The following is a 12,884-nucleotide window of genomic DNA, read 5'->3' on the forward strand; positions in this document are numbered from 1 at the left end:
GGGTCGCGTAAGACCCGATCAAAACACGTCAAAATCGTCTTTCAGGGCGGCGAACGGGCTGTTGCTGAAGCTCTTGCGTTCGCCGCGGGGCTGTTGGGGCCGCGGCGCCTCCTGCTTGCCCGCCGCTGCAGGCTGCTGCGGCGCTCTCTGAGAAGCAGTCTTAGCCGCCGCAGGCTCGGGGGACGGGACCGGATCGAGCGACGCCGGTTCCGGCTCCGGGCACTCCTCCGGACCTGCCGTGGGGAGGCAGTTCTCCTTGAAGAAGTAGCGGTCGTAGAGCCGGTGGTACGAGGTCCAGCGCGACGGGTTGTCCGGCTCCTTTTTGATGTGGGTCTTGATCCCGTTTATCTTGGAGTCCAGATCGTCCAGGTAGTTGAGGATGGTGGCCTCGACGGTCTTCGGTCGCTTCGGGGAGCCGTACTCGTACTGGCCGTGGTGCGACAACAGCATGTGCTTTAAAAGCATCCCGAGTTCGAAGGGGAACCCCGGCAGGCTCGCGATGCGCTCCTGCAGCATCTCGACCCCGATGGTGATGTGGCCGATCAGCTTCCCCTCGTCTGAGTAGTCGAAGGCGCGCAGGTAGGTCATCTCGCGCACCTTGCCGATGTCGTGCAACAGCGCGCCGACGACCAGAAGGTCCCGGTTCAGCCCCTCGTAGAGCGGCATGATGGCGTCCACCAGCTTGGCGACCGACAGGGAGTGCTCCAAAAGCCCCCCCAGGTAGACGTGGTGCATCCCCTTGGCGGCAGGGGCGATCCGGTACTGGGCCAAAAGCTCCGGGTCGGAGAAGAAGGCGGTCAACAGGCGCTTCAGGTCCGGGTCCGCGAGGGAGCCGACCAGCTGCCAGAGCTCCTCCACCATCTCGTTTATGTCGCGCTCGGTCTCCGGGAGGAAATCGGCAAGCTCCACCGACTCCTCGGGGACCCGCTTCAGCTCGGAGAGGATCAGCTGCATCTTGCCAAGGTACACCGAGGCCTTGGCGCGCACCCCAAGAAAGTCGTTCTTGTCGAACATCTCGGCGATCTGGTCGGCGTTGTCCCAGACCTTGGCATCCACCTCGCCGGTCTTGTCCATGAGCTTCAAGGTGAGGTAGGGCTTGCCGTTTTTCGCCATGGCCATGATCTTGTCCTTGACGAGGTAGACCGACTCGACGATGTCGCGGTCCTTGATATCGGCGATGTATTTCTTTTTCAAAGGAAGCTCCTTGTCGATTATCATGTGGGGCGGTAGGCGGTTCTTCTCATTGTAACAGTTACCGCGTGTACCGCTCAATGGCTGCGCCCTTAACTGCCAGGAAAGCGGGCGCGGGCGCAGGGTCAGGGGGCTTCCAGCCCCAGGGCGGCCGCGATGGCGTCGGCGACCCGGATCCCGTCGAGGGCGGCACTCATGATGCCGCCGGCGTAACCCGCCCCTTCGCCGGTCGGGTAGAGCCCGCGGTGGGTGACCGACTGCAGGTCCTCGCCGCGCGGGATGCGCACCGGCGAGGAGGTCCTGGTCTCCACGCCGATCAAGGTCGCCTCGGCGCTGATAAAGCCGCGCATCCGGTTTTCGAAATCGCGGATCCCCTCGCGCAGGGTCGCGGTGACCGGCGGCGGGAAGAGCCCGGAGAGCTCGCTCTCGGTGCAGCCGGGGCGGTAGCTGGTGGCAACTGTCCCCCTCCCCTGCCCCAGGAAGGCCAGGAGGTTCTGCGCCGGTGCCAGGTAGCCGCCACCGCCCGCCTCGAAGGCCCGCCGCTCCAAAAGGCGCTGGAACTCGACCCCGGCCAGCGGCTCGGCGCTGCCGAAGTCCTCGCGCCCCACCGTCGCCACCAGGGCGCTGTTCGCGGAGGGGGAGTTGCGCCGGTAGCCGCTCATGCCGTTCACCACCACCCCGCCCGGCTCGCTGGCGGCGGCCACCACCACCCCGCCCGGGCACATGCAAAACGAGTAGGCGGAGCGCCCGGTCTCCCGGTTGTTGTAGGTAAGCGCGTACTCCGCGGGGGGGAGCGCCGGGTGCGGGTTGCGGCCGTACTGGATCTCGTCGATGAGCCTTTGGGGGTGCTCCACCCTGAGCCCGACGGCGAAGGGTTTCTGCTCGATCCGCACCCCCGCATCTAGGAGCATGGCGTAGGTGTCGCGGGCACTGTGGCCGGGCGCGAGCACCAGGAACTCGCAGGGGGACTCCTCGCCGCCGTTCACCCGGACGCCGGCAACCCGTCCCTTCTGGAACTCGACGCCGCTTAACAGGCTCTCGAAGCGGATCTCGAAGCCGGCTGCGTTGAGCCGCTCCCTGATGCCGCGCACCACGGTGCGCAGCCGGTCGGTGCCGATGTGCGGCTTCGCCGCGTAGAGGATCTCCTCGGGTGCCCCGAAACGCACCAGCTGCTCCAGGACGTAGCGGGTGTTGGGATCCTTGACCCGGCAGGTGAGCTTGCCGTCCGAGAAGGTCCCGGCGCCCCCCTCGCCGAACTGCACGTTGCTCTCCGGGTCGAGCTCCCCCAGGCGCCAGAAGCGCGCCACGTCGCGGGAGCGCTCGTCGACCGCGCGGCCGCGCTCCAGGATGGTGGCGCTGAGCCCGTACTCCGCCAGGCGCAGTGCCGCGAAGAGCCCGGCCGGCCCCATCCCGACGACGACGATCCCGTCGCGGGGGGCAAGGCGCGGGAAACGCTTGGGTGTGACCGGCTCCAGCCGGGTCAGGTCCCCCCCGGTCTTCACCTTGTGCTCGTCTTTTAACGAGAACTGCACCGTGTAGACCAGCTTGATGCGCCCCTTCTTGCGGGCGTCCACCCCCTTGCGCACCAGGGTGAGCGAGGTGATCTCGGATTCGGCGACACGGGCGGCCCGGGCGACCAGGGGACGCAACAGGGCTTCCTCGTCACCGGGGTTCAAGGTGAGGTTACGCAACAGAAATGGCATGGGGATATCCGTCAGGCGGCACCGGCGCCGCGGCGCTTCCGATCCAGGAGCTGCTCGACGATGATGACGATGTCCAGGGGCTTGGTGGATTTGGGGATGTGCACCTTGGCGCCCATCTCGGGCTCCTGGTGTTCGTGCGGGGCTCCCTGGAACATGGAGGTAAGCAGGACGATGACCGGGTCGCGGTCGCCGGCCAGCCGGGAGATCTCCAGGCAGGTGCTGACCCCGCCCATACGGGGCATGACGAGGTCCGAGATCACCGCCTCGGGGAGGTGCTCGCTGAAAGCCTGCACCCCGGCCAGGCCGTCCGGTGCGGTGACCACCTCGAACCCCGCCTCGCTGAAGGCGTCGGAGAGGACTTTCAGGAAGAATTTATCGTCGTCGACGAGGAGAATCTTTCCCCGATGAGCAGTCATTTCGACCTCTAAGCCGCTAAGGATGGGCCATCATACAAAAATGCGGTCGAAAAGAAAAGGGGAAACGCCCCGGAAAGACTACTGTGGGGTGAGCGGCAGGCGTACGGAGAAGGTGGTCCCTGACGAGTCGCTCTTCTCAACCTCGATCTTCCCCTTGTAGGTCTTCACGATGCGCAGCACCACCGAGAGACCCAGGCCGGTGCCGCGGCTGTTGGTGGTGAAAAAGGGGTCGAAGATGTTGGGGAGGTTCTCGGGCGGGATCCCGGGACCGGTATCCGAGACGCGCATGTTGATGTAGTGGTCGTCCTGGTCGAGCTGCACCGCGAGGGTACCCTCCTCCTCCATGACATGGATCGAGTTCAGGAAGAGGTTGGTGAAGATCTGCTCGATCTCCATGGGATCGGCCTTGATGGCCGGCGGTATGCTCCGGAAATCGGTGACCACCTTGATCTTCTTCTGGCGCAGCTGGGGCGTGAACGCCTCCAGGGTGTTCTCCAGGATCCGGTCCACCCGCACCTCGCTGATCTCAAAGCGCGGCCTTTTGGCGGCGTCCAAAAGTTTCCTCAAGATGCCGTCGATCCGGTCCACCTCTTTTAAGATCTTGTCCACGTAGTCCAGGCGCTCGGGGTCCTCGAGACCGCTTCTGATGAGCTGCACGAAAAGCGCGATGGAGTTGAGCGGGTTGCGGATCTCGTGCGCCATCCCGGCGGAGAGGTACCCAAGGGTAGCGAGCTTCTCGGACTGCACGATCTCGGCCTGGGCGCGGCGCAGCGCCTCGCTCTTCTCCTGCACCCGCTCCTCGAGGTCACGGTTCCACTGGGCGATCTCCGCCAAGAGGCGCTCGCGCTCGCTCAAAAGCGCGCGGTTTTGCAGCTCGACGGCGCGCAGCTTCAAGACGCTCTCGATGCGCTCCACCATGTCCTGGTTGTTGAAGGGCTTCAGGATGTAGTCGGAGGCCCCGGCCTTCATGAGCTCGACGGCGATCTCCTCGCTCCCCTTGCCGGTGAACATGATGACGTAGGTCTCGGGGAAGCGCCGGCGGATCTCCTTCAAGGCCGTCAGGCCGTCCATGTCCGGCATCATGTAGTCGAGCAGCACCAGTTCCGGACGCTCCGACTCGATGGTGGCGAGACCTTCCCGGGCGTTTAGGGCGGTGAAGATCTGGTAGCCGCGGTTTTTCAGGATGATGGCGGTCAGGTCGAGGATGACCTTCTCGTCGTCGACGATCAGCACCCGGCCGCGCGACTGTTTCTCAGGACTCGTGGTCATTATGGTGGCTCTCACTTTGTTCGGAAGATCCGGAACGTTTGAGTAGTCGTACTATGCAAGAAGCTGTAAGTCAAGCTTTCATCTGGCGGGGGGAGCGGCTCCCGGACTGGCAAAAAAAAGGGGCAGCTGTATGCCGCCCCTTAAAGCTGTTGCTGCCCCCACGCATCAGGGGAGTCTGACGGTCACCACCGGGCAGAGCGCCTTGCGCACCACGCGCTCGGCGGTCGAGCCGAACAGGAGGTGGTCGATGCCGCTTCTTCCCTGGGTCCCCAAAACGATGAAGGCGACCTGGTGCGTCTCCGAGTACTTGAGGATCTCCTCGAAGGGGATGCCGGTGACGATGACCGAGTCGTAGTTGGCAAACTCGGCCATGTGGCTTTTGCAGAACTTCTCCATCATCTGCTGCGCCCCCTCCTCGATCTCCTTCTCCAGGTTCTCGAAGGAGACGTGCGGGACGTAGAAACCGCGCAGGTCCACCGGTTCGTTGATCACGTGCAGCACGGTGAGGCGGCTGCCGAACTTCTGGGCCAAGGCGAGCGCGTATTCGAAGGCGTGCTCGGAACTTTCGGAAAAATCGGTGGCAAAGAGAATCTTGTCGAAGCTGCGCATCTGAACTTCCCCCTTTCGCGGGCCGTGGTCAGTGGCTCGTTTCCTTGAAAATCTTTTTCAGGATGGACTTCAACTCGTCTATTTTCACCGGCTTGTTGATGTACTCGAAGGCGCCCAGGTTCATCGCCTCGATGTACGATTCGACACCGCCGTAGGCCGTAATCATGATGACATTGGAGCGGGGGTAGCTGCGGTTCAACTCTTTTAAAAAGGTGATCCCATTCATCTCCGGCATGTTGATGTCAGTGACGATCAGGTTCACTTCCTGTTCACGCAGGTAGTTGAGGGCTTCGAAACCGTTGGCCACACTATCGACGTGGAACCCCTCCTTGGCAAGCAGGCGGGACAGTCCAATACGTGCGTTTTCTTCGTCATCCACAACCAATATACGTTTGGGCTGCTTTGCCAAGTGTGACTCCGGCCTTTGTAGTAATTTTGAACTGTTTGATTCTAGCACCGGCAGTTCACCTGTCAAGCTACCGACCCGATTCATAAAGCGCTCCGTTTGCCTGCGCTAAAACCTACTCGTTCTTCAGTTCCACGTGGGCCGGCTTCCCCGACTCTCCCAGTTTGAGCGGGCGGCCGTTGAAGTCCCCCTCGGCGGCGGCGCCGTCTCCCAGGTCCACCACGAAGGAGCGCTTCCCCTTCCATTCGATGATGTCGCCGGCCTTCAGGTCGTAGCGCTGCGAGATGCTGTCGTCGATGGTGATGCTGAGCCAGCTGTCCTGGTTGAACTTGAGCCTCAGGACCCCGCCGTCGCGCTTGGCGGGGGTGCCGGCTGGTGCGGCGGCAGGAGCCGGTGCGCCCTGGGGAGCCTGGGCCTGGGACGGCGCGGGGGGCGCGGCCGGGGTTCCCGGAGCCAGCTGGGCGGAGCTGCGCGGCGGCTGCACCGGTTGGGCAGCCGGGGCCGGCGTGGGTGCGGGTGCGGCGGGAGCCGGCGCGGTCTTGGCCACTTGCGGTGCCGGCTTCTCGTCGCTTTCTCTGAAGAAGAAGGCGGCCACGATCACCAGGGCGAGGAGGACGACCGGCACCACCCAGCGGCCACCCCCGTCCAGGCGGGCGCGCTCCACCACCTGACGGGGACGCTCGGGTTCCGCCTTCGCCTCCGCCTGCCCCGCTGGGCGCGCACTGGGGAGTCCCGCTTCGTAGCGACGCACCGCCTCGTCCCCCGAGAGACCGAGGAACTGGGCGTAGAGCCTTAAAAACCCCTTGATGTAGGCCTGGTTGGGGAGCTTGTCGAACTGCCCCTGCTCGATGGCGACCAGGTAGCTCTTGCTGATCTTGGTGGTCCGGGACGCCTCGTCCAACGGGAGCCCGCGCGACTCGCGCACGCCGCGCAGGTAATCCCCTACCGGGAGTTCTGCGACCTGTTCTGCCTCTGGCTCGGACACGTTCGCCTCACTTGAGCAGGTCCAGGTATTCCCTGGAGAGCTGCCCGATCTCGGAATCTGGAGCTATGCGGATCACTTCCTTGAAGGAGCGCTTGGCGCCGGCACTGTCCTTGAGCTTCACCTGGGCCAGTGCCAGGTAGTAGTGCGCGTTCGCGTAGCTTGCGTTCAACTGCAGGGCCTTGCGGTACTCGCCGACGGCAAGGTCGGGCTTGTCCATCGCGAAGTAGACCCGCCCCAGGTACACCCTGGCGCGCGGATCGAGCGGATTTTTCCCCACCGCGCCGCGCAAAAGGGCAAGCGCCTGCTGGTGCTCCCCCTTCCCCAGGTAGGCGAGCCCCAGGTTGATCGAGGCGTTGTCCTGTCCCTGGTAGAAGATGTCGTCCTGCACCTTCTTGAACTGGACGATGGCATCGTCCCAGCGCTTCATCTCGAGGTAGTTGACCCCAAGGTTGTTGCGCACCTCCGAGAAGTCCGGCTTGAGCTCGATGGCCCGCAGGTACTTAAGCTCGGCCAAGTCGTAGCGCCCCTTGCGGAAGTAGGCGAGCCCCAGGTCGTTCAGGAGTGCTGGGTCTTTCGGGGTGAGCTTCTCCGCCTCACTGTATTCCACCAGCGCGGCGGTGAAGTTGTTTTCCGCATAGAAGGACTGTCCCATCTGATAGTGGTAGAGGGATTTGTTCTTGGCGGCCTGATTGACAGCGCATCCGGAAGCTGAAAGCAAACAGACGACGATGAAGATGAATAAACGCGGCATGGCGCCTCACCTGAAAGATTCCCGCAAGTTCCGTCAAAAATTAACAGATCGGCGAAGTAATGTCAATGAAACCGCCTAAGTCCGGCCGGTCGGCCCTACAGCTCGGAGACACCTTCGAAGTGGGTCATCCGCTTGAAGCTGCGGTAGCGCGCCTCGATCTCCGGGTAGCTGAGGGTTTTCAGGCGGTCCAGGCTGAAGGCTTCGACGTTGAAGGAGGCCATCACGCTGCCGAACACCACCGCCTGGCGCACCCCTTCATCGGTGAGGTTACCGGTGTTGGCGAGGTACCCCATGAATCCACCGGCGAAGGTGTCGCCTGCCCCGGTCGGGTCGAAGACCTCCTCGAGCGGGAAGGCGGGGGCGGCGAAGACGGTGGCGCCGTTGAACATCAAGACGCCGTACTCGCCGCGCTTGACGATCAGGTTCTTGACCCCCATGTCGAGGATCTTGCGGGCGGCCCGCACCAGGTTCGCCTCGCCGGAGAGCTGGCGCGCCTCACCTTCGTTGATGATGAAGAAGTCGACACGGCTGATCACCTTCTTGAGCGCCTCGGGCTTGGAGGAGATCCAGAAGTTCATGGTGTCGCAGGCGACGACCTTGGGTTTTTTGACCTGGTTCAGGACCTCCATCTGCAGTTCCGGATCGATGTTGGCGAGGATCAGGTACTCGGCGTCCGCGTACTGCTCCGGGATCACCGGCTTGAAGCTGGCGAAGACGTTTAAATGGGTCTCCAGGGTCTGCGCCTCGTTCAGGTCGTAGCCGTAGCGCCCTTTCCAGTGGAAGGTCTCGCCCGGGACCTTGGAGAGGCCGGTCAGGTCGATGTTGCGGGAGGTGAGGAAATCGGTGTGCTCCTGGGGAAAATCCTCCCCGACCACCCCCACCAGGTTCACGTCGGTGAAAAAGCTCGCCGAGGTGGCGAAATAGGTCGCGGAGCCGCCCAAGACGCGCTCACGCACGCCGAAGGGGGTCTCCACGGAATCGAGTGCTACGGAACCGACCACAAGTATGCTCATATGTCCTCCCGGAAAATCAGGTTGAGGTTGTTAAAACAGGTTGAGGTTAAGGTTTGAGAAAGAACCCGCGATCGGGGCGGGGCTGGCAGGGATGGCGCGTCAGGGCGCAGCGCCCGCTCCCCTAGCCTACTTCGCAAGCGGGAACTCTCCATCCTCGGCGGCTACTTCAGGTACTTCCCGAGCAGGAGGTCCAGGTTCTCTTTGGTCTCGACCGGGATCACCGAGGTGTCGCTGATCACCGCGTACTGCAGCGAGGAGGCGCAGGGGCAGCTGCGCTCGGCGGGGATCTGCCCCACCACCTTCTTGATGATCTGCTTCGCCATGGCGACGTTCGCCTTGATGATGGCGATGATCGCCTCCACCGAGACGTCCTCGTGGGCCTGGTGCCAGCAGTCGTAATCGGTCGAGAGCGCGATCACCCCGTAGCAGAGCTCCGCCTCGCGGGCGAGTTTCGCCTCGGTGAGGTTGGTCATGCCGATGATGGACGCCCCGAAGGAGCGGTAGAGGTGGCTCTCGGCGCGGGTCGAGAAGGCGGGGCCTTCCATGCAGACGTAGGTGCCCCCCTTGTGCACCGTGGCGCCGGCCGCCTGGGCCGCCTGGTAGAGCTTCTCGGAGAGCTCGGCGCAGACCGGGTCGGCGAACTGCACGTGCCCCACGATGCCGTTGCCGAAGAAGGTGTCCTTGCGGGAGCCGCGGGTGCGGTCGATGAACTGGTCCGGGATCACGATGTGCCCCGGGACGATCTCCTCCTGCAGGCTCCCCACCGCCGAGACCGAGATGATCCGGGTCGCCCCCAGCTTCTTCATGCCGTAGATGTTGGCGCGGTAGTTCACCTCGCTCGGGGTGAAGCGGTGCCCCTTGCCGTGGCGGGGGAGAAACACCATGGGGACGCCGTCCAGCATCCCGGTGATGTAGTCGTCGCTGGGCCGGCCGAAGGGGCTGTCGACCGTTACCTGCTTGATATCGGTCATCCCCTCCATTTCATAAAGCCCGCTGCCGCCGATGACGCCGATTACCTCTGCCATGCCAAGCCTCCTGAATAACGTAATAGAAAAAAGTAGCGTTAGGTACCTTTCGCGGCGTGGACGGTCGCCCACCCCGCCGCGAAAGGGGTTACTCCCCCTGCCCGATCAACTCGTCCAGGCGCCCCTTCAGCTGCCCACAGGCGGCCGAGATGTCCGAGCCGCGGCTGGAGCGGGTGATCACCGTGACGTTTTTGTCCAAAAGGTACTTGTGGAACCGGTCGATCGACTCCTGGGTGGGGCTTTTGAAGTCGCACCCTTCGTGCTCGTTGAAGGGGATCAGGTTCACCTTGGACGGGATGTTGCTGATCAGCCTTACCAGGCGCTTCGCGTCCTCCAGGGTGTCGTTTAAGTCACGGATCATGACGTACTCGATGGTGATCCAGCGCCTGGAGGGGAGCGGGAACGCCTTGCAGGCGGCGAGCAGCTCCTTGAGCGGATAGCGGCGGTTCACCGGCATGATCTGCGAGCGGACCTCGTCGGTGGTCGCGTTGAGCGATACCGCCAGGTTGACCGTCACGGCGCGCCCCAGCTCAGCCATCTGCGGCACGAGCCCCGAGGTGGATACGGTGACCTTGCGGGTAGAGAACTGGAAGCCGTCCGGGTCGGTGAGGATCTCCACCGCCGGGATCACCGCGGCGAGGTTCGCCAGAGGCTCCCCCATCCCCATGAAGACGATGTTTCGTACCGGGTCGTCGCGCTTCACGGCGCAGACCTGGTTCACGATCTCCGCGGTGGTCAGGTTGCGGGTCAGGCCGAAACAGCCGGTGAGGCAGAAGGCGCACCCCATGGCGCAGCCGACCTGGCTCGAGATGCAAAGCGTGTTGCGCCCCTCGTCCGGGATCAGGACGCTTTCCACGCTCATGCCGTCGGAGAGCCTGAACAGGTACTTTTTGGTACCGTCGTCGGAGGCCTCGACCACCTCGGGGACCAGGTTCGAGATCGTGGCCGTTTGCTCCAGGTGTGCCCGGAACTCCTTCGAGACGTTGGTCATCTCGTCGAACCCGGTCGCGTCCATCTGGTAGAGCCACTTGAAGATCTGCTTGGCCCTGAAACGCTCCTTGCCGAGTCCGGCGATGTAGCTTTCCAGGCCCTTCAGGGTGAAATTCTTGATATCGATTTTTTCCATGCGCTGAATATAGAAAAGGCCCTCCGCAAAGAAGGGCCTTTGGTACCTCGTAGAGTGCCTGATCTAGACCAGTTCGAGCTGGCTGAAGAAGTAGGGGATTTCGAACGCCGCGGATTCCGGGGAGTCGGAGCCGTGCACGGTGTTCTCCTCGATGCTCACGCCCAGTTCCTTGCGGATGGTCCCCGCGTCGGCGTTGGCCGGGTTGGTGGCGCCCATCAGCGCACGCCAGTCGGCGATGGCGTTTTCCTTCTCGAGCGCGAGAACGATCACGGCGCTGCGGGACATGAAGCTGCAGAGGTCGCCGAAGAAGGGGCGCTCTTTGTGCACGTAGTAGAAGCCTTCGGCCTCGCACTTGGAGAGCTGGATCTTCTTCATGCCCACGATGTTGAAACCGGCCTCTTCGATCATGGCCAGTACCTTACCGGAAACCTTACGCTCCACTGCGTCGGGCTTGATGATTGCGAATGTTCTTTCCATAGGTTTGCCTCCAGGCTCAAATATGATTGTAAACGACCGCTATGTTTAGCATCTCGCCTCGCGGATTGTCAAGGCAAAACGGGAGGTTCCGCAGACGAAAAAAAGCCCACAGATCGCTCTGTGGGCTTTTTTTGAATCAGGCCAGGCCTGCTTCGAATTACTTCTTCTCTGCCGGAGCAGCCGGGGCAGCCGGAGCGGCCGGAGCAGCTTTAGCAGAAGACATCGGAGCCTGAGCCGGTGCAGCCGGAGCAGCCGGTGCAGCCGGTGCAGCCTGCTCAGCAGCCGGAGCCGGAGCTTCTTCTTTCTTTTTGCAGCCAGCAGCGAAAGCGGTAGCCAGAGCCAAGCAGAGAGCCATAGAGATCAGTTTTTTCATTGATTTTTTCCTCTTTTCCTTTGGAATTTACCATTACTGCGCACAGCGCATTTGGTTTTTGTGACGTAACAAAGGGCGAATATACTAGCTTTCAGGATAAAGTCAATACTTTTTAAAGATGTTTTGTGCTTTTCTTTGGACAAAAATCTCCCATCCCCCGGCGCGAGCAGGATTTCGTTAGCTGTGCCGCGGAATTGCGCGGCACAGCAAGCGCTGCGCGGGATTCACTCTGAACCCTTGCGTTATACGGCGGCGCGCTCCAGAGGTGGTTTCCCCCGCTGGAGGGAGGGTTTCCGGCGGCGGCCGGGTGACAGAAAAACCGTTTACGAGATGTGTTTCGCTTTATGAATCTCCGGGAGCCCCCCGCTCCCCCCGCTCCCCCCTCGGAAACCTCCGGAAACCGACTTCGGCCCCGCCCCCCTTCCCACCGCTCATTAACCTGACGCCGCCAAGGGGTGCCGCGGTAAGCGGTTGCGGGCCGTTAAAACCCCGCATTCCCTCTTGTAAACAACGCACAAATATATTACCTTTGCTCAATTAAACAACGACTACCCATTAGAAATAGAAATATACCGTCCGGGGGGAGCTTGTGAGCGAATCACTGAGTACTGCAGATCGTAAACTGTTGTTGGAGTTGGCACGCGAGGCAATTACGAGCACCGTGCGCACCGGCAGGCTGGCCAGCCGCGAGGTCACCCGGGACACCCTGAGCGTGCAGCAGGGTTGTTTTGTCACCATAAAACGGCAGGGGGAGCTGCGCGGCTGCATCGGGAACTTCACCTCCGAAAAGCCCCTGTACCAGCTGGTGCAGGAGATGGCCGCCTCGGCAGCGATCCACGACCCGCGCTTCTACCCGATGAAGGAGGAGGACCTGGTCGATTTCGACCTGGAGATCTCGGTACTCTCCCCGCTGGCGAAGATCGAGAACCCGGACGAGGTGGAGGTTGGCCGGCACGGACTGTACCTGGAGAAGAACTTCTCGCGCGGCGTGCTGCTCCCCCAGGTCGCAGTCGAGCATGGCTGGAACCGGGAGACCTTCCTGAGCAAGACGGCCCAGAAGGCCGGGCTCAAACAGGACGATTGGAAGGAAGGCGCCGACATCTACGTCTTCACCGCGGAGGTATTCGGAGAGAAGTAGTTCCGGGGAGCTTTCCTCCCTTCCCCACTTTCTGCCACCCCAAATAGTATCTCCCGCATGTGAACCAGTACCGCGCCTAAAAGCCCCCGGATCCAAATCCGGGGGCTTTTCTTTTGAAGCAGAAAACGGCCTGTCCGTCGTGAAGGCGAAGAGAAAGTAATCGTTATGTGCTACCGATAGGCTATCGGGAACTCCCTAGAGGCTGTCGGTAGCTATCTATAGGCTATCGGGGGCTACCGATAGGCTATCGGGATCTGCCCATAGGCTATCGGGATCTGCCCATAGGCTATCGGGGGCTCCCAATGACCTATATGGAGCTACCGATAGCCTATCGGGAGCAGAAAGTAATTTGCCACCTGCAGATGACAGACGACTCGGTGAATCCAGGCACAAGGTAGCCGG

The 12,884-nt window shown here is 62.3% G+C and carries 13 protein-coding genes; 1 reads left to right on the forward strand and 12 read right to left on the reverse strand.

What is annotated here, in order from left to right; genetic code table 11:
• Positions 1-18 precede the first annotated feature (18 nt).
• The 12 genes from GMST_RS13875 to ndk form a co-directional block, all read right to left on the reverse strand.
• Positions 19-1,194 (reverse strand): 3'-5' exoribonuclease YhaM family protein, encoded by a 1,176-nt coding sequence (locus GMST_RS13875; protein WP_183355276.1) that lies wholly within the window; start codon positions 1,192-1,194, stop codon positions 19-21.
• 122 nt (positions 1,195-1,316) lie between these two features.
• A complete protein-coding gene (locus GMST_RS13880) occupies positions 1,317-2,894 on the reverse strand; it encodes an NAD(P)/FAD-dependent oxidoreductase (protein WP_183355277.1) in 1,578 nt (525 codons plus the stop codon).
• Between the two features lie 11 nt (positions 2,895-2,905).
• Positions 2,906-3,310, reverse strand: coding sequence for a response regulator (locus GMST_RS13885; RefSeq protein WP_183355278.1), 405 nt, complete (start codon positions 3,308-3,310; stop codon positions 2,906-2,908).
• A gap of 78 nt (positions 3,311-3,388) precedes the next feature.
• Complete coding sequence (locus GMST_RS13890; protein ID WP_183355279.1) at positions 3,389-4,579, reverse strand: hybrid sensor histidine kinase/response regulator; 1,191 nt, start codon at positions 4,577-4,579, stop codon at positions 3,389-3,391.
• 165 nt (positions 4,580-4,744) lie between these two features.
• The gene (locus GMST_RS13895) at positions 4,745-5,188 is read right to left on the reverse strand and encodes a universal stress protein (protein WP_183355280.1); all 444 of its coding nucleotides are present in this window, start codon (positions 5,186-5,188) and stop codon (positions 4,745-4,747) included.
• A gap of 28 nt (positions 5,189-5,216) precedes the next feature.
• The gene (locus tag GMST_RS13900; RefSeq protein ID WP_183355281.1) at positions 5,217-5,597 is read right to left on the reverse strand and encodes a response regulator; all 381 of its coding nucleotides are present in this window, start codon (positions 5,595-5,597) and stop codon (positions 5,217-5,219) included.
• A 112-nt stretch (positions 5,598-5,709) separates the two neighbouring features.
• Complete coding sequence (locus tag GMST_RS13905) at positions 5,710-6,579, reverse strand: helix-turn-helix domain-containing protein (RefSeq protein WP_183355282.1); 870 nt, start codon at positions 6,577-6,579, stop codon at positions 5,710-5,712.
• Positions 6,580-6,586: 7 nt separating this feature from the next.
• Positions 6,587-7,330: a tetratricopeptide repeat protein gene (locus tag GMST_RS13910; RefSeq protein WP_183355283.1), complete on the reverse strand. Its 744-nt coding sequence runs from the start codon at positions 7,328-7,330 to the stop codon at positions 6,587-6,589.
• Between the two features lie 95 nt (positions 7,331-7,425).
• Positions 7,426-8,343 (reverse strand): PfkB family carbohydrate kinase, encoded by a 918-nt coding sequence (locus GMST_RS13915; RefSeq protein ID WP_183355284.1) that lies wholly within the window; start codon positions 8,341-8,343, stop codon positions 7,426-7,428.
• 161 nt (positions 8,344-8,504) lie between these two features.
• Positions 8,505-9,368: an S-methyl-5'-thioadenosine phosphorylase gene (gene mtnP, locus GMST_RS13920; protein ID WP_183355285.1), complete on the reverse strand. Its 864-nt coding sequence runs from the start codon at positions 9,366-9,368 to the stop codon at positions 8,505-8,507.
• A gap of 88 nt (positions 9,369-9,456) precedes the next feature.
• On the reverse strand, positions 9,457-10,494 hold the full coding sequence (rlmN, locus tag GMST_RS13925) for a dual-specificity RNA methyltransferase RlmN (RefSeq protein ID WP_183355286.1): 1,038 nt from the start codon (positions 10,492-10,494) through the stop codon (positions 9,457-9,459).
• A 63-nt stretch (positions 10,495-10,557) separates the two neighbouring features.
• Positions 10,558-10,971 carry a nucleoside-diphosphate kinase gene (gene ndk / locus GMST_RS13930; protein ID WP_183355287.1) on the reverse strand — a complete coding sequence of 138 codons (414 nt, stop codon included), beginning with the start codon at positions 10,969-10,971 and terminating at the stop codon, positions 10,558-10,560.
• A 962-nt stretch (positions 10,972-11,933) separates the two neighbouring features.
• On the opposite strand from ndk, the gene amrA reads away from it, so the two are divergent.
• On the forward strand, positions 11,934-12,482 hold the full coding sequence (gene amrA / locus GMST_RS13935; RefSeq protein WP_183355288.1) for an AmmeMemoRadiSam system protein A: 549 nt from the start codon (positions 11,934-11,936) through the stop codon (positions 12,480-12,482).
• The last annotated feature ends 402 nt before the right edge of the window (positions 12,483-12,884 follow it).

The organism is Geomonas silvestris, from assembly GCF_014193515.1.
GTDB lineage: Bacteria > Desulfobacterota > Desulfuromonadia > Geobacterales > Geobacteraceae > Geomonas > Geomonas silvestris.